The 21,821-nt window shown below is 67.4% G+C and carries 23 protein-coding genes; 12 read left to right on the top strand and 11 right to left on the bottom strand.

Annotated features, from left to right (window positions below; genetic code table 11):
- Window positions 1-23: 23 nt before the first annotated feature.
- Window positions 24-881 (top strand): PhzF family phenazine biosynthesis protein, encoded by an 858-nt coding sequence (locus ASE64_RS09310; protein ID WP_055779145.1) that lies wholly within the window; start codon window positions 24-26, stop codon window positions 879-881.
- Window positions 882-885: 4 nt separating this feature from the next.
- Here ASE64_RS09310 and ASE64_RS09305 read toward each other — a convergent pair whose 3' ends face one another.
- On the bottom strand, window positions 886-1,479 hold the full coding sequence (locus tag ASE64_RS09305) for a helix-turn-helix domain-containing protein (RefSeq protein ID WP_055779142.1): 594 nt from the start codon (window positions 1,477-1,479) through the stop codon (window positions 886-888).
- Window positions 1,480-1,587: 108 nt separating this feature from the next.
- Between ASE64_RS09305 and ASE64_RS09300 the strand changes: the two genes are divergently transcribed.
- Window positions 1,588-1,860 carry a hypothetical protein gene (locus tag ASE64_RS09300; protein ID WP_055779140.1) on the top strand — a complete coding sequence of 91 codons (273 nt, stop codon included), beginning with the start codon at window positions 1,588-1,590 and terminating at the stop codon, window positions 1,858-1,860.
- A 33-nt stretch (window positions 1,861-1,893) separates the two neighbouring features.
- Here ASE64_RS09300 and ASE64_RS09295 read toward each other — a convergent pair whose 3' ends face one another.
- Complete coding sequence (locus ASE64_RS09295; RefSeq protein WP_055779137.1) at window positions 1,894-3,339, bottom strand: serine hydrolase; 1,446 nt, start codon at window positions 3,337-3,339, stop codon at window positions 1,894-1,896.
- A gap of 78 nt (window positions 3,340-3,417) precedes the next feature.
- Window positions 3,418-3,789, bottom strand: coding sequence for a hypothetical protein (locus ASE64_RS09290; RefSeq protein WP_055779133.1), 372 nt, complete (start codon window positions 3,787-3,789; stop codon window positions 3,418-3,420).
- Window positions 3,790-3,922: 133 nt separating this feature from the next.
- Between ASE64_RS09290 and ASE64_RS09285 the strand changes: the two genes are divergently transcribed.
- Window positions 3,923-4,204 (top strand): hypothetical protein, encoded by a 282-nt coding sequence (locus ASE64_RS09285; RefSeq protein ID WP_055779131.1) that lies wholly within the window; start codon window positions 3,923-3,925, stop codon window positions 4,202-4,204.
- 121 nt (window positions 4,205-4,325) lie between these two features.
- Window positions 4,326-5,102 (top strand): lysophospholipid acyltransferase family protein, encoded by a 777-nt coding sequence (locus tag ASE64_RS09280; RefSeq protein ID WP_055779128.1) that lies wholly within the window; start codon window positions 4,326-4,328, stop codon window positions 5,100-5,102.
- A 127-nt stretch (window positions 5,103-5,229) separates the two neighbouring features.
- On the opposite strand, the gene ASE64_RS09275 is transcribed toward ASE64_RS09280, so the two are convergent.
- Complete coding sequence (locus ASE64_RS09275) at window positions 5,230-5,985, bottom strand: class I SAM-dependent methyltransferase (protein ID WP_055779125.1); 756 nt, start codon at window positions 5,983-5,985, stop codon at window positions 5,230-5,232.
- 51 nt (window positions 5,986-6,036) lie between these two features.
- On the opposite strand from ASE64_RS09275, the gene ASE64_RS09270 reads away from it, so the two are divergent.
- Window positions 6,037-6,924 carry a LysR family transcriptional regulator gene (locus tag ASE64_RS09270; protein ID WP_055779123.1) on the top strand — a complete coding sequence of 296 codons (888 nt, stop codon included), beginning with the start codon at window positions 6,037-6,039 and terminating at the stop codon, window positions 6,922-6,924.
- A gap of 16 nt (window positions 6,925-6,940) precedes the next feature.
- Here the strand turns inward: ASE64_RS09270 and ASE64_RS09265 are convergent, their stop codons facing one another.
- Window positions 6,941-7,801: an aldo/keto reductase gene (locus tag ASE64_RS09265; RefSeq protein WP_055779120.1), complete on the bottom strand. Its 861-nt coding sequence runs from the start codon at window positions 7,799-7,801 to the stop codon at window positions 6,941-6,943.
- A gap of 26 nt (window positions 7,802-7,827) precedes the next feature.
- The gene (locus ASE64_RS09260) at window positions 7,828-8,799 is read right to left on the bottom strand and encodes an aldo/keto reductase (protein ID WP_055779118.1); all 972 of its coding nucleotides are present in this window, start codon (window positions 8,797-8,799) and stop codon (window positions 7,828-7,830) included.
- 208 nt (window positions 8,800-9,007) lie between these two features.
- Between ASE64_RS09260 and ASE64_RS09255 the strand changes: the two genes are divergently transcribed.
- Together ASE64_RS09255 and ASE64_RS09250 are read left to right on the top strand one after the other, a co-directional pair.
- Window positions 9,008-10,306: a hemolysin family protein gene (locus ASE64_RS09255; protein WP_055779115.1), complete on the top strand. Its 1,299-nt coding sequence runs from the start codon at window positions 9,008-9,010 to the stop codon at window positions 10,304-10,306.
- Window positions 10,307-10,353: 47 nt separating this feature from the next.
- Complete coding sequence (locus tag ASE64_RS09250) at window positions 10,354-10,986, top strand: RDD family protein (protein ID WP_055779112.1); 633 nt, start codon at window positions 10,354-10,356, stop codon at window positions 10,984-10,986.
- A gap of 10 nt (window positions 10,987-10,996) precedes the next feature.
- Here ASE64_RS09250 and ASE64_RS09245 read toward each other — a convergent pair whose 3' ends face one another.
- Together ASE64_RS09245 and ASE64_RS09240 are read right to left on the bottom strand one after the other, a co-directional pair.
- A complete protein-coding gene (locus ASE64_RS09245) occupies window positions 10,997-11,974 on the bottom strand; it encodes a zinc-binding dehydrogenase (RefSeq protein ID WP_055779110.1) in 978 nt (325 codons plus the stop codon).
- Between the two features lie 47 nt (window positions 11,975-12,021).
- Window positions 12,022-12,411: a DUF1304 domain-containing protein gene (locus ASE64_RS09240; protein WP_055779107.1), complete on the bottom strand. Its 390-nt coding sequence runs from the start codon at window positions 12,409-12,411 to the stop codon at window positions 12,022-12,024.
- A gap of 79 nt (window positions 12,412-12,490) precedes the next feature.
- Here ASE64_RS09240 and ASE64_RS09235 point away from each other — a divergent pair, with 79 nt between their 5' ends.
- From ASE64_RS09235 to ASE64_RS09215, 5 genes are all read left to right on the top strand, one after another.
- A complete protein-coding gene (locus ASE64_RS09235) occupies window positions 12,491-13,078 on the top strand; it encodes a TetR/AcrR family transcriptional regulator (RefSeq protein ID WP_055779104.1) in 588 nt (195 codons plus the stop codon).
- Window positions 13,079-13,250: 172 nt separating this feature from the next.
- On the top strand, window positions 13,251-13,508 hold the full coding sequence (locus ASE64_RS09230; RefSeq protein ID WP_055779101.1) for a DUF6458 family protein: 258 nt from the start codon (window positions 13,251-13,253) through the stop codon (window positions 13,506-13,508).
- A gap of 10 nt (window positions 13,509-13,518) precedes the next feature.
- A complete protein-coding gene (locus tag ASE64_RS09225) occupies window positions 13,519-14,877 on the top strand; it encodes a serine/threonine-protein kinase (RefSeq protein ID WP_156351748.1) in 1,359 nt (452 codons plus the stop codon).
- 122 nt (window positions 14,878-14,999) lie between these two features.
- Complete coding sequence (locus ASE64_RS09220; RefSeq protein ID WP_055779097.1) at window positions 15,000-17,456, top strand: bifunctional lysylphosphatidylglycerol flippase/synthetase MprF; 2,457 nt, start codon at window positions 15,000-15,002, stop codon at window positions 17,454-17,456.
- Entirely contained in the window at window positions 17,440-18,762 is a 1,323-nt protein-coding gene (locus ASE64_RS09215) for an alpha/beta hydrolase (RefSeq protein ID WP_055779094.1), read from the top strand. The genes ASE64_RS09220 and ASE64_RS09215 overlap by 17 nt, the downstream gene beginning before the upstream one ends.
- A gap of 9 nt (window positions 18,763-18,771) precedes the next feature.
- On the opposite strand, the gene ASE64_RS09210 is transcribed toward ASE64_RS09215, so the two are convergent.
- The 3 genes from ASE64_RS09210 to ASE64_RS09200 are packed head-to-tail and all read right to left on the bottom strand — an operon-like array spanning window position 18,772 to window position 21,808.
- On the bottom strand, window positions 18,772-20,049 hold the full coding sequence (locus ASE64_RS09210; RefSeq protein ID WP_156351746.1) for an ABC transporter permease: 1,278 nt from the start codon (window positions 20,047-20,049) through the stop codon (window positions 18,772-18,774).
- The gene (locus ASE64_RS09205) at window positions 20,046-20,765 is read right to left on the bottom strand and encodes an ABC transporter ATP-binding protein (RefSeq protein ID WP_055779087.1); all 720 of its coding nucleotides are present in this window, start codon (window positions 20,763-20,765) and stop codon (window positions 20,046-20,048) included. Before ASE64_RS09205 ends, ASE64_RS09210 begins: the two co-directional genes overlap by 4 nt.
- On the bottom strand, window positions 20,762-21,808 hold the full coding sequence (locus tag ASE64_RS09200) for an efflux RND transporter periplasmic adaptor subunit (protein ID WP_156351744.1): 1,047 nt from the start codon (window positions 21,806-21,808) through the stop codon (window positions 20,762-20,764). Before ASE64_RS09200 ends, ASE64_RS09205 begins: the two co-directional genes overlap by 4 nt.
- Between the last annotated feature and the right edge of the window lie 13 nt (window positions 21,809-21,821).

Genomic DNA, 21,821 nt, shown 5'->3' with positions numbered 1-21,821 from the left:
TGCGGGCCTGCCACGATGAACGCATGACCGACGCCACGACCGCACTGAAGTACACGGCATTCGCCGACGCACCCGGCGGAGGAAATCCGGCCGGGATCGTGCTCGACGCGTTGCAGCTCGGTGACGCCGAGATGCAGCGCATCGCAGCCGAGATCGGGTTCGCCGAGACCGCCTTCATCACCGAGCAGAGCGTGGCGGGCGACGATCGACGTCTACGCGTGCGCTACTTCTCGCCCCTCGCCGAGGTTCCGTTCTGCGGCCACGCGACCGTGGCCGCAGCGGTTGCACTCGCGCATCGAGACGGGGTGGGCGACGTTGTCTTCGAGACGCCCGTCGGACCTGTCACGATCACCACAGCATCGGCCGACGGGGCGATCACGGCAGCGTTCACGAGTGTCGAGCCGTCGATCGAGCCGTTCGACGAGGGGGTCCTCGACACGCTGCTCGGCCTTCTCTCGACGTCGCTCGATCGTCTCGACCCCGCCTACCCGCCGCGTGTCTCGTTCGCCGGCAACAGGCATCCGATCATCGTCTTCGCCGCCCGAGCCGAATTCGACTCATTCTCGTTCGACCCCGAGGCGATGAGGGCGCTGATGGCCGAGCAGGGGTGGACCGGCACCGTGACGACGATCTTCCCTTCGGGTGCGAGCGAGTACGACAGCCGCAATCTCTTTCCCGTGGGAACGATCACCGAAGACCCGGCGACGGGCTCTGCGGCGGCCGCGTTCGGCGGATACCTGCGCGCGCTCGGGCTGGTCGAAACGCCGGCCGAGATCGAGATCACCCAGGGTTCGCACATCGGTCGACCCAGCAGGCTCTCGGTGCGCATCCCCGAGACGGGCGGCATCGTGGTGACGGGAACGGCCACGCCGATCGCGTGAGCGCTCAGGCACGTGCTTTCTGAGCGCTCTTCGCACGAAGATGCATGCGCTGGCCCTGCTTGCCGAACATGCTGAGGATCTCGACGGGGCCTGCGCCGGCCGAACCGAACCAGTGCGGGTGGAGGGTGTCGAACTCGGCGGCTTCTCCCTCGTCGAGAATAAGATCATGCTCGCCCAGGACGACGCGGAGTCGACCCGAGAGCACGTAGAGCCACTCGTGTCCCGAGTGAGTGTGCAACTCGACGACGCGCTCGGTCGACGGGATGGTGATCTTATACGCCTGCAGTTCTCCCGGATGCTGCGACAGAGGCGTGAGCACGCGGCCCACGGCGTGCCCCGGCTTCGGCGAGACGCGCGTTTCTTCGGTTCGAGGCGACCTCACGATCTCGTCGAGCGACACGGAGAGCGCTGCCACAACGGGGAGGAGCAACTCAAGGCTCGGCTTGCGCTGCCCGGACTCGAGCCTCGAGAGTGTGCTCCGCGAGATTCCCGTCGCCCTCGACAATTCATCGAGCGTCATGCTCTTCTTCTGTCGGGCTCGACGAAGGCGCGGCGCGACCTGTTCGAGCTCTCGTGCGATGTTCTGCGAGACACTCATGCGCCCATCGAATCAGGCCGTCCCAGTTTCAGCAACAAATGGCATCGGCCGCACGGAGGCGGTGTCATCGTGAGATCACTTCCGCCCCCCACCCCCAAGGAGACTTTTATGTCCGACAGCACACCTCAGCCGTGGACCGGGCCCACTCCCGTGCCCGTGCAGCCGCCATCCATTCACGTGCGCGCCGTCATCACCTGGATCGCCATCTTTCCGCTCGTGAGCCTCGGCTTCCTTGCGATCGCCCCGTTCTCCGGGGACTGGCATCCGGTGCTGCGCGCTCTGGTTCTGACTCTTGTGGTCGTGCCCCTGGCCGTCTACCTCGTCGTACCGCAGCTCATGCGAGCGCACGGAGCCATTCAGCGCCGGCGTCCGCGTCGCTGAGCGACGGGCGAGGGGTACGGGGGAGCGCGGACCCTATTCCTCAGCCAGCAGCTTCGCCGCGTCGGTGACGTTGCCGAAGACGAGCGCCGTGTCGGTGACGTCGGCCGGATCGAGCGACGACGACTGCATCGTGATCACGAAACGCTCGCCGTCGGCACGCTCCAGCAGCCAGCTGCCCGCGAGAACGCCGGGAGCGCTGCCGCCCTTGAATGCGACGTAGGGAAACTCCTCGGAGTCGAACTGCAGCCCGGGGTTGGCCGACAGGATGCCGCGCATAGGCTCGCCGGCCGGCGTCGCGGCCTTCGTCTGCAGGGCCAGGTGGGCCGCAACGAGGTCGGCGGGGTTCGCGAACCAGTCGACCCCCTGCTGCCAGGCGCTCGTCGAGAGGTCGAACGACGACAGCTCGAGAACACCGCCGGGCAGGGAGTCGAGCACCGCTCGACGGTCGTCGACACCGGAGTCTGCCCACGCGGCGCGGGCATCGCCGAACGCGGCTCCCCATCCGATCTGGAAGAACTCCCTGGTCTTCACGAAGGGGGTGTTGAGGGCCGGCTCATGGTGGCCCATGACCGCCAACTGCGCCTCGACAGCCTCGCGGCCGACCCTGTCGATCAGCAGATCCGTAGCGGTGTTGTCGCTGATCTCGATCATCTTGGTGGCCGCATCGCGCACGCTCACGAGGGTTCCGCTCGGCAGATCCTGCAGCTCGCCCGACGGAAGGCTGCGCGTGTCATCGGAGATGATCAGGTTGTCGTCCCACGAGAGGGTTCCGGCCGCCACTGCATCGGCCACGGCGCCGAGAACGTAGAGCTTGAAGACCGAGCCGAGCGGCTTGGTCTCGTCGCCCGCGATGTCGACGATGCGCTCGCCGGAGCCGGCGTCATCCGTCGAATCGGCAGCGACCCGCGTGACAGTCATGCTGGTGTCGGCGTCGAGCGCGGCGACGTTGTCTTCGAGTTCCTTCCACGACGCCGCAGGCGTGCGGTCGGCCGGCGGCTCCTGAAAGAGCAGACCGTTGACGAGCGGCTGCTCGTCGACCGAGATCTGCATCTGCAGTTCGGCGGAGGAGCTGTGCAGCAGAACGGTGAGGCCGGCGGTCGCCTCGGTCACGCTCGTCGCGATCCACGGCTTCGCATCGCCCATCTGGCCGAAGACGGCGACCATCTGACTCGCGGGAACCTGCTCGAGCATCTCGGGCGCGATGTTCTCGGCGATCTCGTCCTCGGTCGTCGCGTCGTCGGAGTTGATCGAATCGAGCACCCACTGCGCCTTCTCGCCCACCGCCGAGTCGGGCAGAGCGACCGCGGTCGGCGCCGCGGATGCGTCGGGACTGCCGGACGAGCAGGCCGACACGGCGAGAGCGACAGCCGTCGCGAGAGCGGCGATCATGGAGCGTCGTCGGAGTGAAGCCGAGCGGCCGACCCTGTTCGTGCGAGAAGTGGTGTTGAACGTGGAGGCGAGAGCGCGGGTCGTCGTCATGTCTCCAGTCTTGCCGGAGCTTTCAGAGGACGCATCCCCCGAGCGGACTACCTTGGCCCTGCACCTCCGTCGCGCGAGCTACCTGAGTTCGTCGAAGTACGAGATGTTCGCGTCGTTGCGCTCACGAGCGGCGGCGGCGCGCTCCTCTCGGATGCGCTCCTGCTTCTCCTGCCGGCGGGCGAGCTCTTCTTGATTGACCTCGACGCGGCGAACGGTGACGCCACCCTTCGTGGGCGGGCTCGTGCGCTTCGCGGCGGGGGTGCTGGTGCGGGCGGTGGCGGATGCGGAGGCCTTGCGCGGTGCTGCGGCAGGCCGAGCAGCACCCGGGCTGGTTCCCGATCCCGCGCAGCGGAATCCGGTCTTGTCTTCGTGTTGCACGAGCGTCTGCGAGACGATCCCTACGGCGACGGTACGTGAGCAGGCGGGGCATTTGGATCCGGCATTGGCCATGGGTGGTGTGGTCTCCTCGGGTTTCGACCATCGTGTGAACTCGACCTCTTATTTTCGCACGGATCGAGGCGAAAGGTACGCGTCTGTGGCAACCCCCACGACGGGTGGGAGAACACGGTCGTAGGCTGATCGCATGAGCCACGACGAGACTCCACGACCGAGCGATCCGCGAGACGAGGTGCGCGACCGGCAGGCCGCGGCGGACTGGATCGCCGAGCGCGCCGAGGGTGAGAACACGACGAGCGACATCGACGGAACGGTCACGACAGACGACGCGGCGACGCCGCCCGATCCGGATGCCTACGGTCACGTCGAGAGCGACACGCTCGCCGTCGAAGACCACGAGCCGGCGTCCCGCGACTACCCGCGCCCCGATCCGCACAACGGCATCACCCAGGCCGACCGCCAGGTCTGACGGCGGCACCCCGAAACGGCACCGTCGAGCAGAGCCTCGACAGGAGCCTGTCAGGCGGGAGCCTGTCAAGGGTCGCCCCGAACCCCGACTTCTGACAGGTGACTCCCGTACCCTGTTGGCCATGACGCGGCGTCCCAGCGAACCCATCTACTCCACGGCCATCGGCGTCGGGCGTGTGCTCTTCGCGGGGCTCCGCACGAAACGCTCCGCGACAGGTCTCGAGAACATCCCTCAGCAGGGTGGCGCCGTGTTCGCCATGACGCATTTCGGCTACCTCGAGTTCGCCCTGGTCGAGTGGCAGACGTGGCTGCACAACAGACGTCGCATCCGCTTCATGGCGACGAAGCGCGCCTTCGACAAGCCCGGTGTCGGCTGGCTGCTCCGGGGCATGCATCACATCTCCGTCGACATGAAGGCGGGGGCGGCAGCATTCGAGAACGCGGTGTCGGCTCTGCAGTCGGGCGAGCTCGTGGGCGTCTTCCCCGAGGCCGGCGTCAGCTCGTCATTCACGGTCCGGGAGCTGAAGTCCGGCGCAGCCCGCCTGGCGCGCGATGCCGGGGTGCCCATCATCCCTGTCGCGGTATGGGGCGGGCAGCGACTCATCACGAAGAATCGCAGGATTCCCCTGACGCAGCGTCTCGGGGTGCCCGTGCACTTCTCCTTCGGTCAGCCGATCGTCGTCGGCGAGAACGACGACATCACCCAGGTGACCGAGACCCTTCGTGCGACGATGCAGACCATGGTCGACTCGCTGCAGTCGTCGTACCCGGTCGACGGCACGGGCCAGTGGTGGCAGCCCCGGTCGCTCGGCGGAACGGCGCCGACCGTCGCCGAGGCGGCAGAGGCCGACGCTCAGCGCGAGCTGCGCCGTGAGGCCGAGCGGGCCGCCAAGGGCTAGGTTCCGTACTCAATTCAGGAGGGGCGCGTGTCCGAGGACACTATCCACACGGAGTGCCTGTCCTCCTGAATTAGTGACGCGCCCCGAGCGAAGCTCTCGAGATACTCGACCTCGTGGAGGGCCGAGCTCACGCAGCGATCCGAGCGATCGTGACCCTGGTGACGTACGGAACCGGGTAGCTCGTTCGACCGGCGAGATCGGAATGCTCGTCGAGCAGCTTCCCGAGACGGGTGAGCATCACGTCGCGTTCGGCCTCGGCCATCGTGATCACGTAGCTGCGCGAGGTGACCATGGCGAAGACCTGCTCGCGACTCATCTCGGCTACCCAACGGAACTCGCGATACGCCTGACGTTCGAGAGGCGGGTCCACGGGCGGGGCCTGGCTGCCGTACTTCTCGGCCTCGGATGCGCCGATCACCTCGCCGAGCCGGGCGACCCAGTCGACCTCGGAGTCCCGGATGTTCCAGACGAGGGCGAGGGCGCCTCCCTGCTCGAGCACCCGTGCGACTTCGAGCGACGTCGCGGCAACATCGACCCAGTGCCACGCCTGCGCCACCGTGATGAGCGCGACGCTCGCGTCGTCGAGCGGGAGCTTCTCGCCGCTTCCCTCCAGCGCCGAGACGGTCGGCAGGTTCTGCGTGAGCCGCTCGCGCATCAATGCGTCGGGCTCGACGGCGACTACCGTGAGTCCGCGGTCGACGAGTGCGGCCGTGAACTTGCCTGTTCCCGCGCCCAGGTCGACGACCCGCGTCGGGGCCGGATGCGCCGGGTCGATCTGTTCGAGGATCCACTCGACGGCCTCGGCCGGGTAACTCGGGCGACCGCGGTCGTAGTCGCCGACCGCGCGGCCGAAGGACAGGGCATGTTCGCTGGATCGGGCCATGGTGTCGATTCTAGGGACGGTCCGTGAGGCGGGCAGTACTCTTGAATCCTCATGGAACTCCGCCAACTCGAGCATTTCGTCGCCGTCGCCGAGCATCAGCACTTCACCCGAGCCGCCGAGTCTCTGCAGATCTCGCAGTCGGGGCTGTCGGCCTCGATCCGGGCGCTCGAGGCCGAGCTCGGCACCACTCTGTTCACTCGCAGCACACGACGCGTGCAGCTCACTCCTGCGGGAACCGCGATGCTGGAGGAATCCCAACGGGCCGTCGCCAGCGCGACCGCCGCTCGCGATGCGGTGCTGGCCGTGCGAGGAGTCCTGCGCGGCGCCCTGCGCATCGGAACCGAGCAGTGCCTCGGGGGAGTGCACCTGCCGCAGGAACTCGCCGACTTCCGTCGCTCGCACCCGGCCGTGTCGGTGCGGCTCGGCTTCGCCGGATCGACGACGCTGCTCGACCAGGTGGCGACAGGTTTGCTCGACCTCGCCCTCGTCGCCGACTGTGGAGCCGTGCCGGCGACCGTCGAACTCCTGCCCATCGCGTCTGAGGGTTTCGTCGTGCTGTGCCATCCCGATCACCCCCTCGCCGGCCGAGGGCGTGTCGAGATCGGTGACCTCGCCGACGAGACGTTCGTCGGATTCGCTGACGGCTGGGCTGCTCGCGTGCTGGCCGACCGGGCATTCGCCGAGGAGGGGCTCGCGCACTCGGTCGAACTCGAGGTGGGCGACGTCGGGTCACTGCTCGATCTGGTGGGCTACGGGCTCGGTGTCGCGGTGGTTCCGGCGCACTTCGCCGACAAGCGACCGGAGCTGCTCAGTGCTGTTCCCGTGACGCACGACGCACTGGTGTGGACGACCGCCATTGCCGTTCCCCGTCAGGCCGCGCCGGCCGCCGCAGCCCTCGTGGGGCGTCTGCGGCAGCCGGCGTTGAAGCCCGCGGCCTGATCCGGGCTCGAGACGACTACGCGTCGAGGGCGGCGAACTCTTCCGCGCTCAGCTCGAAGTCGGCGGCGAGCGCCGAGTTCGTGATCGACTCGGGGCGCGACGCACCGGGAATCGGAATGACGAACGGCGACTTCGCGAGCTCCCAGGCGAGGCACACGATCTGGGGCGTGACGCCGCGGTCTGCGGCGATGCGGCCGAAGGCCTCGTAGCTCTCGCCCAGCGATGCGGCTCCCGAGATGCCTCCGAGCGGGCTCCACGGCAGGAAGGCGATGCCGAGCTCGTCTGCGAGGGCCAGCTCCTTCTCGCTCGAGCGGAACTTCGGCGAGAACTGGTTCTGCACCGAGACCAGCCGGCCGCCCAGAATCTCGTGAGCCTCGCGGATCTGATCGGGATCGGCGTTCGAGATGCCGGCCATGCGGATCGTCCCCGCATCCAGAAGCTCGCGCAGCGCGCCGATCGAATCGGCGTACGGAACCTCCGGGTCGGGGCGGTGGTACTGGTAGAGGCCGATCGCGTCGACGCCCAGGCGTCGGGCCGAGGCCTCGGCCGCCTGCTTGAGGTAGTCCGGATGCCCGTTCTTGGCCCAGGGGCCTGGCTCGGGCCGCAGGTGGCCGCCCTTGGTCGCCACGAGCACGGAGGAGGTGTCGCCCCCGTAGCTCTTCAGTGCCTTGGCGATGAGTAGTTCATTGTGACCGACCTCGTCTTCGGCGGCCAGGTGATACGCGTCGGCCGTGTCGATGAGGGTGACACCGGCGTCGAGGGCGGCGTGGATCGTGGAGATGGAGCGCTCCTCGTCGGGCCGGCCTTCGATCGACATGGGCATGCCGCCCAGACCGATGGCGCTGACGGAGATGTCACCGATAGTGCGTTGCTTCATAGTCTTTTCTTCTCTCTTTTCTCGCCTTACCAGGCGTAGTCCTCGGGGGCCGTCTTGTGGCCGGGGAAGATCTCGTCGAGTCGGCCCAGCGCCTCCGTGTCGAGCGTGATGTCGACCGAGGCGATGGCGGTGTCGAGCTGATTCATGGTGCGCGGGCCCGTGATCGGCGCGGTGACCGCGGGCTGGTGCAGCAGCCAGGCCAGAGCGAGTTCGGCGGGCGAGTGGCCGAGCTCGGCCGCGAACGCCTCGTACTGCTCGAGCTGAGGGCGGAGCTTCTCGAGCGCCTCGGCGGCACGGCCGTCGCGACGACGCGACCCGTCGGCTTCCTTGTCGAGCACCCCGGCGAGCAGCCCTCCCTGCAGGGGAGACCATGGGATGACGCCCAGCCCATAGGCCTGCGCGGCTGGAAGCACCTCGCGCTCCACGTCGCGAACGATGAGGTTGTAGATCGACTGCTCGCTCACCAGGCCGGTGAAGTGGCGAGCCTTCGCGGCCTCCTGCGCCTGTGCGATGTGCCAGCCGGCGAAGTTGCTCGAGCCCGCGTAGAGGATCTTTCCCTGCTGCACGGCCACCTCGATCGCCTGCCAGATCTCCTCCCACGGCGTCGCCCGGTCGATGTGATGGAACTGGTAGAGGTCGATGTAGTCGGTCTGCAGCCGGGTGAGGCTGGCGTCGAGTGCGCGCCGGATGTTCAGTGCCGAGAGCTTGCCGTCGTTGGGGTAATCGGTCATGTCGCCGTAGAGCTTCGTGGCGAGCACCGTCTTCTCGCGCCGACCGCCGCCCTGGGCGAAGAATCGTCCGACGATCTGCTCGGTGGCTCCGCGGCCCAGATCCTGGCCGTAGACGTTCGCCGTGTCGAAGAAGTTCACGCCCTGGGCGTGCGCGGCGTCCATGATCGCGTGCGAGTCGGGCTCGCTGGTCTGGGGGCCGAAGTTCATCGTGCCGAGCACGACGCGCGAGACGCGCAGGCCCGTTCGTCCGAGGTGTGTGTATTCCATGCTTTCAGCCTGCGCCTGGCGACCTCGCCTGTCCAACAGGGAACCCCGATCGAATTGACGCCCGCTGCTTCTCAATGCGGCCAGGGGATTCTCCGAGGGTTGTTCCCTATGCTCGGAGCATGACATCGTCTGCGAGCAGTTCCGACCATCACCATCCCAGCGCCCGGGTGACCCCGGGCGCGCACCCTGGTTCGACGGAGTTCCTCCGATGAGCGGCGATCTCGTCGTCAGCATCGTGCTCGTCATCGTCTTCGTGCTCGTCGGCGGCGTTTTCGCCGCCACCGAGATGGCGTTGGTGACCCTGCGCGAGAGCCAGATCAATGCGATCGCGCAGCGGGGCCGACGGGGTCAGACCGTCGCCGGGCTGGCGCGCAACCCGAACACGTTCCTCTCCGCCGTGCAGATCGGCGTGACCGTCGCGGGCTTCGCGTCGGCCGCGTACGGAGCATCCTCGATCGCCCCGTCTGTGACACCGCTTCTCGAAGGCCTGGGGCTCTCGGTTGCCGCGGCCTCGACCACGGCGACGATCGGGCTCACCCTCGTCATCGCCTACCTGTCGCTGGTGCTGGGCGAGCTCGCGCCGAAGCGCCTCGCCATCCAGCACAACGCCCGGTTCTCGTATGCCGTCGCTCCGGTGCTTGGCGGCTTCGCCACGCTCATGCGTCCGGTCATCTGGTTCCTCTCGGTGTCGACCAACGCCGTCGTGCGGTTGCTGGGAGGCGACCCGAACAAGACCGGCGACAAGCTCTCAGACGAGGAACTGCGCGAGATCGTGACCAGTCACGAAGGGCTGCCCGACGACGAGCGACGCATGCTCGACGACGTGCTCTCTTTGCGCGATCGACAGGTGAGCGAGATCATGCGACCGCGCCCGGAGGTCGTCGCGATCACTGTCGACGACTCGATCTCCGACGCCCTCGAGGCCGTTCGTTCCTCGCCGTACTCGCGCTTTCCGGTCGTCGACCAGTCGATCGACGACATCGTGGGATTCGTGCACGTGCGTGATCTCTTCGAACTGCCCGACCGCACGCTCGAGGTTCGGCAGGTCGTTCGACCGATTCCCTTCATTCCGTCGACCGCCCGGATTCTGCCGACGCTCACGAACCTGCGCGCATCCGGAGACCACATCGCCGTGGTCTTCGACGAATACGGCGGAACAGACGGCATCGTCACCCTGGAGGATCTGGTCGAGGAGGTCGTCGGGGAGATCTTCGACGAGTACGACACCGAGACGGCATTCGCCGAGATGATGGAGCAGGGCGGCTCGGTCGATGGCAGGCTGAACTTTCAGGACTTCGAAGAGGCCACGGGGGTGACCCTGCCGGCCGCCGCCTCAGACACCGTGGCCGGATTCGTCGTCGAGCGGCTCGGTCGTCTGGCCGTCGTGGGGGACCGCATCGACGTCGACGGCGGGGTTCTTCAGGTGGCCGCCATGGACCGGCGCCGCATCTCCGAATTGCATTTCACCCCGACGACGGTTCTCGAGCATCGCCCGGAGGGGTCGTGAGTGCATATGCCGCTCGGCAGCGACAGGGCTGCCGATAGTGTGAGCCCATGACACAGCCTGAACTGCCCGTGTTCGCTGCGAACGCGAGCCAGCCCGGCGTGCCCACGGTGCACTCGTTCTCGATCAAGCCGGTTCCCGCTCCCGTGATTCGCCGAGCGATCGCGTTCGTGATCGACTTCGGCGGCACCATCGCATTGACCGTGGCGGTCGTCTGGTGGTGCGTCGCGCTCGGCTTCGAGGGGTACGACGGGGGCGGCAGGGGCGGGAATGGATTCTTCGTCGTCGCGGGGTTCTTGGCGATCTTTGGAATTCCGCTCGGCTCGGTGATCGTGAACGTGGTCCTCGCGCACTCGCGGCAATACTCGATCGGAAAATTCCTCGTTCGCATCCGCGTCGTGGATGCGCGCAACCACGGGCGTCCGGGCGTCGGATCGCTTCTCGGACGCTCCGCGATCCTGTTCGTGCCGGGAGTGTTCTCGGCCCTTGCGGTCGCGGTGATGATCCGCTTCCTCTTGGCGGTGGCCGATGGCGCCGAACCGACTCTCGGAGTGGGGTTCATCATCGTTCCGGTGCTGTGGATCGTGATGCTCGTTCCGATGCTGCGGGGAGACCGACGCGGCTGGCAAGACAAGGCTGCCGGCACGCGCGTTCTCACCGCAGCATCAGTACGGAGCGTCTGACCGTTGAGCGTTACGGGCGCAGGAGGACCTTGCCCCCGCGACCGGCGACGAAGTTCGCGGCACTCGCCTGACGGGCGTCGTCGAACGAGTAGATCTCCTCGACGGGCAGAGTGAGCGAGCCCTCGCTGATGCGGGTGATCAGTTCGCCGAGCAGTGCGGCGCGCTTTGCGCCGTCCATGCCGCCCATGACCTTCGAGCCCCAGAATCCCGAGACCGAGATGCTCTTGAAGATGACGGGACCGGAGGGGATCTCCATGACGGGGGAGTTCATCGCTCCGAAGACCACGAGGCGTCCGTTCTCAGCGAGCAGCGAGACGATGTCGCCGGCCGCGGATCCGCCGACCGAATCGACGCCGACGCCGATGGGCGCTCCCGAGGTGATCTCGGCGACGGTGTCGCGCCATCCGTCGCTGTCGGTGGCGACGACGTTGCCGATGCCCTGGGCCTTCAGCTCGTCGACGCCGGCGGCGCGGCGCACGAGGCCGAGCACGTTGATGCCGCGGGCCGCGGCGAGCTGGGCCACGAGGCGGCCGACCGCTCCGTTGGCCGCGTTCTGCACGAGCCAGTCGCCCTCGGCGAGGTCGAGGGTGTCGAGCAGGCTGATGGCGCTGAACGGCATCGAGACGAGCTGCGAAGCGACCTCGTCGGAGAGCGCGTCGCCGACGGGGATGAGCGCCGCGGCCTTCGCGATGAAGTACTCGGCCCAGACACCGAAGGTGCCTCCGGTGGCGACGCGCTGACCGACCTGCAGTGCGGTGACGCCCTCGCCGAGTGCGTCGACGACGCCGACGGCCTCGGTGCCTGCCTGAGCGGGAAGTTCGGGCTTGAATCCATAGGTTCCACGGATCGTCCACAGGTCGTGGTTGTGGATGGGGCTGAGGAGGGTGCGAACACGCACCTCTCCCGCTCCCGGCTCAGGAGTGGGCACGTTCTCGACGGAAAGAACCTCTGCCGGGTCTCCGAATTCGTTGTGGATGATGGCGCGCATGGCGTTCTCGTTTCTGTTGTTCTGCGGAGCGGTGGTGATGGAGTCGGTTAGACGTTCAGGGAGATGATCGTGGCGATCACGGCCAGCAGGGGCAAGGTGCCCTGCTTGATCGCTGCCGCGCGCTTATCCGGCGATGACGCGAACAGCACGAGGGCGGCCGCGAGCATCGAGCCGGTGCCGACCAGGATGAGAGCAGGGCCGACGGCGGAGGTGCTCACGAGCACGAACACGATTCCGATGATCGTGGCGATGGCCAGGAAGAGATTGTAGAAGCCCTGGTTGTAAGCGAAGGGCCTCGTGGTCTCGACCTCCGCGGTGGATGCCGGGCCGAACGTCTTGCGAGCGGCGGGGCCGTCCCATGCCAGCGACTCCATCCAGAAGATGTAGACGTGCAGCAAGGCGGCGAGTGCAGCAATCACGACGGATGCGATGACCATGAGAATCTCCTTTTTTGAACCGACCGTTTCACTATAGACTCATTCGGCCGGCACCTGCCAGTACCGAAAGGAGAACACCATGGGAAGAACGCGTGCGTTTGCCGAAGTCGATGTCGTGCGCGCGGCCCGTGGAGTCTTCTGGAATCGCGGCTACGAAGAGACATCGCTGCCCGACCTCGAGGCGGCGACTGGGCTGAATCGGTCGAGCATCTATCACTCCTTCGGCAGCAAGCGCGGGCTCTTCGACGCCGCCGTCGAGTCGTACCTCGACGACGTCGTGCGCCCTCGGCTCGAGCCCTTGCGCGCCGACGAGGTCGATCCTGGGGCGCTCGAGGTGTATCTGCGGGGGCTTCGTCACGCCATGGTCGATGAAGACACGGCTCTGGCGAAGAACGGATGCCTGCTGCTCAACGCCACGGGATCGTCGCTGGGGCACGAGGCCGGCCTCGCGGCGGTCGTCACCGCCTACACGACCGACCTGCGCGACGCTGTCGCATCCGGTGTCGCCGCCCGTCGCGTGGATCTGTCACCGGAAGGCCGCGAACTGGTCACGACGACGTGCACGGGGCTCGTCTTCGCGGCGATGGCTATCGTGCGTGTCGACCGACTGGCGGCGGCCGCCCTCCTCGACGCGGCGCTGGCCGCGGTGCTCGGGCAGACTCGCTGAACATTCTTCGCCTACTACCCCCGGTGCGCTCGGTTCAAGCCCCGAACGAGCGTGGTTCTCGCGTGCTAGACATGGGCGACTCGGTTCGACGCCCTCGGTCCGCTGTGGACCACGCCTCGCGCCGTCCGCTGGCGCGAACCTCTCGCACCGGCGTAGATCGAAGGGAAACCCCATGGGTATCGGAAGCGGAATCGCACTGTTCGTCATCGGCGCCGTGCTTGCATTCGCCGTGAACATCGACCTCGGCGGGGTCGTGAACCTTCCCCTGATCGGATACATCCTGATGGGTGCTGGCGTCGTCGTGTTCCTCATCAGCCTCGTCCTCACGCTGCGTCGTCGACAGAGCACGTCGACGACCCGGTCGGCCGTCGATCCCGCGAGCGGCGAGCGGGTCACCCGCAGCACTCGCGACAGCGACCCGCTCGTCTGAGAACAGCGCCGTGGCAGAAGGCTCACTGCTCGGCGCACGGTATCGACTCGAGTCGCGCGTCGGCGCGGGTGGCATGGGGGTCGTGTATCGCGCGACCGACGAGAAACTCGGCCGCACGGTCGCGATCAAGCTCTTCCGCGACTCCGAGGCGGCAGACCTGCAACGAAAGACCTCGGAGACCCGGCTCCTCGCGTCTCTGAATCACCCGTCTCTGGTGACCTTGTACGACGCCCTCATCGACGGCGACGGCGAGGCGTATCTCGTGATGGAGTTCGTCGACGGTCCCACACTGCGCAGCAGAATCTCGGATGGCCCGGTGGCGCCCGTCGATGCGGCACGCATGGCCCGCGAGTTGGGCGAGGCGCTGCACGTGGTGCATCAGGCCGGCATCGTGCACCGCGACATCAAGCCCGCGAATGTGCTGCTTCGCCGATCGCCGGTCGTGGGCGAGGAATTCACGGCGACGCTGGCCGACTTCGGTATCGCCCACCTCGTCGGTTCGTCGCGGCTGACCACGCCCGGCACGCTGCTCGGCACGGCCGCGTATCTCAGCCCGGAGCAGGTGCGGGGCTCCGAACCCGCTCCGTCCTCCGATATCTACGCGCTCGGTCTGGTTCTGCTCGAATCACTGACGGGCGAGCGCGTGTTCGGTCAGCCGGTCGTGCACGAGGCGGCCCTCGCTCGGCTCACGAACGATCCCGAGGTTCCCGGGGAACTGGGCTACGGCTGGAAGTCCCTGCTCACGGCGATGACCGCCCGCGATCCCGGGCAGCGACCCACTGCCCTCGAGGTCGTGCATCTCGCCCGCGAGCTCCGATCCGAGTCGGCGCCGGTGCCGGCTGCCCGCTCGGCCGCGGTGGGCTCGCCGGCACTCGTGACCGAGGCGCCGACGGAGGCCATGGGCCAGGCCCCGACCGAAGCCATGGGCGAGGCGCCGACGGAAGCCATGGGCGAGGCGCCGACGAAGGTCATGACCGGGGCCGCGGTCGAGCCCCCGAAGCGGCGCCGTCGGGCCTTGCTCATCGCCGCTCTGGCGGCCGCGGGAGTTCTCGCAGTCGTTCTCACCTGGGCGCTGTTGTCGATGCCGAGTTCATCGCCCGCCTCGACGACCAACCCGGCGACCACGAGCACGCCGGTGGGCCCGGAGCCGGAACCCGTTCCGTCTGGCGAGGCGCCCTCGACCGCGGAGCCCGCACCCGTACCCGAATCTGTCGCGCCCGAGACCGAGCAGGGCGACGGCAACTCCGGTAACGGCAATGGCAACGGCAACGGCAACTCCGGTAACGGCAATGGCAACGGCAACGGCAACTCCGGTAACGGAAACGGGAACTCCGGCAACGGCAATCCGGGGAACGGCAAGAACAAGTAGCGGGAGCACTTCCTGCACGCGGGCTGGGCCTTGGCTGAGTGTTCCTCGTCCGCCCAGCCTCAGAGAGAATTTCTCATTCCACAGGGATACGCTTCATCAGTTCTGATGATCTGAGGTAAGTCGTGCCGTTCCTTCGCTGGATTCTCCGCCACCCGTTCACCGTGGTGTGCAGCGCCGTCGTCATTGTGCTGAGTATCGTCGGCTTCGCTTCGAGCACCTACGACTGGGGCTGGCAGGTCTTGGCCACGGGTCAGGATGATGTCTTCCAGCATCACCGCTGGTGGGGTCTCATCACGGCGTTTCTCGCGGTCGACGGTGGCGGCGCACTGATCTTCGTCGTGCCCTTCATCGTGCTGGTCGTCGGAGCGGCCGAGCAACTCATGGGCAGCTGGCGCACCGCGATCGCCTACGTCGGCGGCAGCGCCGCATCCGGTCTCATCGGATTCGGCCTCAGCTGGGTCGAGAGCACGTACCTCGGATTCCTGCCGCTCAACGCCCCCTCGATCGAGGCTCTGTCGCCGGCGACCGGCGTGATCTGCGCCGCCATGGCAGCGAGCTCGTTCGCCTCCGCCCTGTGGCGACGTCGCATCCGACTCGGCGCCTCGTTCATCGCTGTCACGCTCTTCCTCTACTCGGGTGGCGCGGGCGACTTCTACTCCCTCGTCGCGGTGCCTGTCGGGCTCGTCCTCGGGTTCGCGCTGGGCGGGTCGAGGTCGAGATTCCGCCTGATCCGCAGTTCTCATCACGAGATCCGAACGCTGCTGGCCGCCGTCGTCGCCCTCGGTTCGATCGGCCCCGTCGTCGCCGCTCTCATTGGATCGGGCAGCGGTCTCCTGTCGATCTACGGTCTCCTCGCGGTCGATGTCGATCATCCGCGAGTGGCACTGATCGGTCTTCTGCCCGTCGCGGTGGGCGTCGTCGCGGCGTGGGGCATTCTGCGCGGTCGACGCGCCGCCCTCTGGCTGGCCGTCTGCATCCAGGTGATGATGTCGGCCGTGATGCTGGGCGTCTTCGTCGTGATTCAGCCGGAGACCATGACCGCTATCGCCGAGCAGGCCAACGAAGAGGTCGACCCGTACATCTGGCAGACGTTGACGGGCAGTGCCCTGTGCGCGATCCTTCCGTTGGCCAGCGCGGCGCTGCTCATTCTGCTGCGCAAGCATGTCGACGTTCGCCCCTCGCGCGCGAGCGCCAAGCGGTTCTTCGTGATCACACTGAGTGCGCTCGCCGGAACGGCGCTCATCTCGTTCGTGGGGATCCTCGCCATCAGCGACCAGTTCCGGCCCGTGCCGACGATGCTGGACATACTGCAGGCCCTGCCGCTGCGTCTCGTCCCGCCGACGTTCGTGATCTCCGACGGGCTCGCGTTCGTTCCGACGACGCACTGGGCCCACAAGCTGTGGTCGCTGCCGGCGGGCCTCTTCTGGGGCGCGGTGCTCACCGCATCCTGTCTTCTCGTTCTCGGCCGCACCGCCGTGGTCGACGACGACGACCGTGTGCGCGCCCGAGCGATTCTCGAGAGGGGCGGCGGACACACGCTGTCGTTCATGTCGACCTGGCCCGGCAACTCCTTCTGGTTCGACGAGGTCGCCGATGCCGCCGTGGCGTATCGTGTGCAGGGTTTCGTGGCCGTGGCGGTCGGAGGGCCCTTCGGACCCGCGTTCGCCGACCCGACTGTCGTCGAGCGTTTCGTGCGGTTCTGCGGCGATCACGGGTGGACACCGACCTTCTACGGGGTCGACGATGCCACGATCGAGACCTTCGAGGGCCTGCATTGGCAGCGCCTCAAAGTCGCAGAGGAGGCCGTTCTGCGGCCCCGCGACTGGAACCCGACCGGCAAGAAGTGGCAGGACATCCGCACGGCCGTGAACAAGGCCGGCCGCGCCGGGGTGGTGGCGCAGTGGACGTCGTGGCGCGAGCTGTCGCTGCTGCAGCGCTCGCAGATCCAGGCCATCTCGGAGGCATGGGTCGCCGAGAAGAACCTGCCCGAGATGGGATTCACCCTCGGAGGACTCGACGAGCTCGTCGATCCGTCGGTGCGCCTGATGCTCGCCGTCGACGCCGAGGGAACGATCGTGGCCGTCACCAGTTGGCTTCCTCTCTACGGCGCGGACGACGCGGTGAAGCCGCACGTCATCGGCTACACCCTCGACTTCATGAGACGTCGGACCGACGCGGCCAACGGCACGATGGAGTTCGTCATCGCAGCCGCGGTCGAACAGGCCAAGAGCGACGGGTTGGAGATCCTGAGCCTCTCGGGCGCTCCGCTCGCGAACGCCGCCCCCGAATCGTCGACTCTCGACGTGCGAGGCAGCGTCGTGGCGCAGATCCTCGACTACGTCGGTCGCTCGCTCGAGCCCGCGTACGGATTCCGGTCGCTGCTGAACTTCAAGAAGAAGTTCCAGCCCGCGTTCGTTCCTCTGTGGCTGCTCTACCCTGACACCACGGACCTCCCCGCGGTGGGCGCGGCGATCGGCCGCTGCTACCTGCCTCGACTGTCGGTGATCCAGCTGAGCGGGCTGCTGCGCGATCTGAGGCCGAAGGCGACACAGGAGGCACAGCGTGAACCTACTGCTTGACCTGACCATCACCGCGGGGCCTGTCGTCTACGCCACGTATGCCGTCGGCTTCGCGGTGGTCGTGCTGCTCGTCCTCCGCCGTCCGAGCACGAAGTGGACACGACGGCGTTGGCTCACCGAGGTCGCTGTCTCCGCCGCAGTCGGAGCCCTCGTGGGCGTGGGGCTGACCTGGCTGCTCTCAGACCAGCTCGACCTGTTCGGTGCAGACCTCACGGCCGTGGTCAGGGTCTGGGTCGCGGTCGGCTGCGCCGCCTTCGGCGTCGCGATCGTGTCGATGCGTCGCGCATCCTGGATGCGCGTGGTCGGCTCGGCCCTCGCGCTCGTCTTGTTCGTGCTCACCACGGCGATGGCCATCAACATCGACTTCGGACAGTACCCCACGGTGCGCAGCGCCCTGGGAATCAGTGCGATCGTCGATGCGGCCGAGCAGCCCCTCCCCGAGGTCGAGGCTGCGTCGGTGCCGACGATCGCCGACTGGGTCGCTCCTTCAACCATGCCGAAAGTCGGAACGCTGACGACCGTCGCGATTCCGGCATCCGAATCGAAGTTCCCGGCCAGGCCGGGCGTCGTGTATCTGCCGCCCGCGGCCCTCACGGCGAACCCCCCGAAGCTGCCCGTGATGGTCATGATGTCCGGTCAGCCTGGCACCCCGCAGGATCCGTTCATCACGGACAAGCTGCAGCAGAGCCTCGATACCTATGCCGCGGCGCACGACGGGCTCGCCCCGATCGTCGTGGCGCCCGATCAGCTCGGTGATCCCACCGCGAACCCCATGTGCGTGGACTCGCCGCTCGGCAAGTCGCAGACCTACCTCACGGTCGACGTGCCGAACTGGATCAAGGCCAACCTCAACGTCATCGACGACCCGCACTACTGGGCCGTCGGAGGGCTGTCTCAGGGCGGCACCTGCTCGATTCAGCTGGGCGCCGCATTCCCGAATCTGTTCGGAGTGATCCTCGACGCCTCGGGGGAGCAGTATCCGCGCATCGGCGACCCGCAGAAGACCGCCGATGCCGCGTTCGGTGGCAGCCTTACCCGCTACGAGGCGGCGTACCCGACGAACATCATGCAGCAGCACGGCACGTATGCCGACACGTTCGCCGTCTTCGGCGTGGGGTCGAACGATGCGGCGTTCCTGCCGCAGGTCAAGACCATCTACGCCGCTGCCAAAGCCGCCGGTATGGATGCCACGTACATCGAGGCACCGGGCAGCGCTCACGACTCGACGACCTGGTCGTACGTGTTCGCGCAGGGGTTGCAGCTCATCGCCGACCACTGGTCGCTCTCGGCGAAGAAAGACAGCTAGCGACGACGGTCAGTACCGGATGGCGTCGATCACCTTCACGCGTACGGCCACGAGCGCGGGCAACAGACCGGCCAGCGCTCCCACCGCCGTCGCCGCGACGAGTCCGATGAGCGCCGCCTCGGCGGGGAACGGCGGGAAGTCGCTCACCAGGCCCTGACCGATGAGATTCATGGTCCACGGATTCTGCACGAGGAGAACCGACGCGACCACTCCCGCGGCACCGGCCGCGATCGTGGCCACGACGCTCTCCATCATCACCGAGAAGAACACGCGCCCGGCAGTGGCGCCGAAGCTGCGACGGATACCGATCTCGCGCACGCGCTGCTTCACGGTCACGAGAGCGATGTTCACCAGTCCGAGGGCCCCGAGCAACAGGACGAGCACGGCGATTCCACCGACCACGAGTTTGGTGACAAGGAAGGGGTCGTCGCCGTACTGGGCGTAGTCCTGGCGATAGACATCGACCTGCACGTCGCCGGTTCCGCCCCCGGGATTCGCCAGCGCCGAGGTGAAATCGCGCCTCACGACCTCCATGAGCTGGTCGGAGATGGCGGGAGGCACCCACATCTCGTATTGGGTGGAACCGCCGCCCCCTCCGCCGTACGGATCCTGAACGGCGGCCGACGGCCTGGCCGCCGTCATCGCCGAGAGCTGGTCGGCGAGCATGAACATCGCCGGATCGGTCTCGTAACTCGCCACGGGATAGACGCCCACGATCACCGCAGTCGTGCCGGGTCTGCCACCCTGGGCGCCGAGTTCGACGGTCGGATGCGTCCGCAGCTCGGGGCTGCCGAGGCGCTCCCAGAAGATCTGGTTCACCACGAGGGCGGGAGCGAGCCCGGCCGCATCGTCGGCGGTGAACCACTCGCCCTCGGTGAGGCGCACTCGATGCATCTCTCCATACGGCTGGTCGACGGCCTGTGTCTGCACATCGACGACGCCGGTGGTGAACGGCACGGCCTGGGCCGTCTGCATCACCCGGCTGCCATAGCTGATGTCGTAACGCGCCAGTGTTTCGGCCCACGTCGCATCCATTGTCGCCGAATCGATGGCAGTGCCCCCAGTGCTGTAAGCCGAGACGAACAGGCTGGCGGGCCGACCGCTCTGCCGCTCGCTGAGCTCCTCGTTCGCCTGCTGCACGATGCCGCCGAGCGCCACGACCGTGGTGAGAGAGCACACGGCGACGGCGACGCCGATCAACGAGAGCAGCACTCGAGTGCGATGCACACGAAGTTCTTGCCAGGCCTCGATGACCGCCCCGACGAGGCTCGTGAACGCGCGCTTCACGAGACGGCCTCGGATGCCGCTGCCAGCTCGGCGCTCTCGGCCCGCGTCAAGACGCCGCGGTCGAGTCGGAAGTGGTCGCGGGCCCGGGCCGCGATGGCCGGATCGTGCGTGATCGTCACGAGCGCCGCCCCCGTGCGCGTCGCGACGTCGTCGATGAGCTGCATCACCGAACTGCCGGTGTCGAGGTCGAGGGCGCCGGTGGGTTCGTCGGCGAGAATCAGTCGCGGCCCGCGAACCAGCGATCGGGCGATGGCGACGCGCTGCTGCTCGCCACCCGAGAGGCGGTCGGGCATGCTCTCCATGCGGTTGCCGAGGCCGACTTCTTCGAGCATCTCGGCGGCGAGCTTCTTGCGTCGCCAGAAAGATCTGCCCTCGGCGTAGAGCAGGGGCATCGCCACGTTCTCGAGGGCCGTGCGACCCGGCAGCAGGTTGAACTGCTGGAAGACGAAGCCGATCTGCGCTCCGCGCACGCGGTCGCGAGCGGCACCGGAATACGACGCGACCGGCCGGTCGTCGAACGTCAGCAGCCCGCTGGTGGGCATGTCGAGCAGACCGAGCAGGTTGAGCAGCGTGGATTTGCCCGAACCCGAGCGCCCCACGATCGAGATACGGTCACCCGGCTCGACAGTGAGGTCGACGCCGTTGAGGATCGTCAGGGCCGGTTGGTCAGGCGGAATCACCGTACGCGTGACGTCGCGCAGCTCGAGCAGGCTCACCTGACGATGACCCCACCGCAGTCCGTCGCACCGGGCGGGCACCCCGACGGATCGGCCAGCGCGCCGGGCGCGAATTGCAGGATCTGATCGCCTTCGACCAGCCCTCCGGTGATCTCGACCTGGCTTCCGTCGTTCAGGCCGAGGCCCACGGCACGCTCCTCTGTGCCGCCGTCGACACGAGATACCCAGACCGTGCCGCTCAGCGCAGCCCCGCGCACGGCCGTCGTCGGCACGACGAGAACGTTCTCGGCTTTTCCGCCGGAGATGGTCATCTCGGCGGCGAGGCCGGAGAAGACGGTGACCTCACTGGGAATCGGGCAGCTGACGGTGGTGTTCGAACCGCCGCCCGTTCCCGCGCTTGTTCCGCCAGTTGTTTCGCCGCCTGTCGTATCGCCACCGGTACCGCCACCCTCGCTGCCAGACAGCGGGGTCGTGATGCGCAGCCCTGTGCAGGTGAATGCGGCGGGACCGCCGGTGATGGAGATCGACGCGTCTGTCGGCTGGTCGACCAGACGGTAGCGCTGCTCAGGCTTCAGCGAGCCCGAGACAGAGAAGGTGGGCGGAGCGATCTGCCCGGCGACCATGCCGATCGTCACGTCTTGCCCTGAGATCACACCGAGCGAGCTGAGCACGCCGGCGGCAGGGGCGACGACCTGCTCGTAGCGGTAGATCTTGGGCTTCGTCTTGCCCTCGTCATCGATGCTGTCCTCGGGTGAGCGCACGATCTCGACCTTGACGTCGAAGACGGTGTCGCCGGCGGCGACGACCGACCCCTGGGGGAAGAAGATCTCGTCGACGGTACCGGCAGCGGTCGACTTGAGCGGCGCGGCCGGATCTGCCGTGACCGTGGACTGGACCACGACATCGTTCACGATCGTTCCTAGGGCGACGGGGATCACAGGTTCGACGATCTCTCCGGTGGGAACCGCAGACACCTCGTCGGTCTTGTCGGGGAAGAACGCGAGCTTGCCCAGTGCCACGGCGATAGCCGCGACCAGCAGAATGCGCACTACTGGGAAGACCCATTTTCGAACCACGCCCACGCCCACTCCTTCG

The sequence above is a fragment of the Agreia sp. Leaf210 genome (assembly GCF_001421485.1).
Taxonomy (GTDB): domain Bacteria; phylum Actinomycetota; class Actinomycetes; order Actinomycetales; family Microbacteriaceae; genus Agreia.
This window is presented reverse-complemented; position numbering and strand designations above follow the sequence as displayed.

Coding starts and splice junctions, on each gene's coding strand:
- ASE64_RS09310 (WP_055779145.1), top strand. CDS start 24: ATGACCGACGCCACGACCGCACTGAAGTACACGGCATTCGCCGACGCA.
- ASE64_RS09305 (WP_055779142.1), bottom strand. CDS start 1,479: ATGAGTGTCTCGCAGAACATCGCACGAGAGCTCGAACAGGTCGCGCCG.
- ASE64_RS09300 (WP_055779140.1), top strand. CDS start 1,588: ATGTCCGACAGCACACCTCAGCCGTGGACCGGGCCCACTCCCGTGCCC.
- ASE64_RS09295 (WP_055779137.1), bottom strand. CDS start 3,339: ATGACGACGACCCGCGCTCTCGCCTCCACGTTCAACACCACTTCTCGC.
- ASE64_RS09290 (WP_055779133.1), bottom strand. CDS start 3,789: ATGGCCAATGCCGGATCCAAATGCCCCGCCTGCTCACGTACCGTCGCC.
- ASE64_RS09285 (WP_055779131.1), top strand. CDS start 3,923: ATGAGCCACGACGAGACTCCACGACCGAGCGATCCGCGAGACGAGGTG.
- ASE64_RS09280 (WP_055779128.1), top strand. CDS start 4,326: ATGACGCGGCGTCCCAGCGAACCCATCTACTCCACGGCCATCGGCGTC.
- ASE64_RS09275 (WP_055779125.1), bottom strand. CDS start 5,985: ATGGCCCGATCCAGCGAACATGCCCTGTCCTTCGGCCGCGCGGTCGGC.
- ASE64_RS09270 (WP_055779123.1), top strand. CDS start 6,037: ATGGAACTCCGCCAACTCGAGCATTTCGTCGCCGTCGCCGAGCATCAG.
- ASE64_RS09265 (WP_055779120.1), bottom strand. CDS start 7,801: ATGAAGCAACGCACTATCGGTGACATCTCCGTCAGCGCCATCGGTCTG.
- ASE64_RS09260 (WP_055779118.1), bottom strand. CDS start 8,799: ATGGAATACACACACCTCGGACGAACGGGCCTGCGCGTCTCGCGCGTC.
- ASE64_RS09255 (WP_055779115.1), top strand. CDS start 9,008: ATGAGCGGCGATCTCGTCGTCAGCATCGTGCTCGTCATCGTCTTCGTG.
- ASE64_RS09250 (WP_055779112.1), top strand. CDS start 10,354: ATGACACAGCCTGAACTGCCCGTGTTCGCTGCGAACGCGAGCCAGCCC.
- ASE64_RS09245 (WP_055779110.1), bottom strand. CDS start 11,974: ATGCGCGCCATCATCCACAACGAATTCGGAGACCCGGCAGAGGTTCTT.
- ASE64_RS09240 (WP_055779107.1), bottom strand. CDS start 12,411: ATGGTCATCGCATCCGTCGTGATTGCTGCACTCGCCGCCTTGCTGCAC.
- ASE64_RS09235 (WP_055779104.1), top strand. CDS start 12,491: ATGGGAAGAACGCGTGCGTTTGCCGAAGTCGATGTCGTGCGCGCGGCC.
- ASE64_RS09230 (WP_055779101.1), top strand. CDS start 13,251: ATGGGTATCGGAAGCGGAATCGCACTGTTCGTCATCGGCGCCGTGCTT.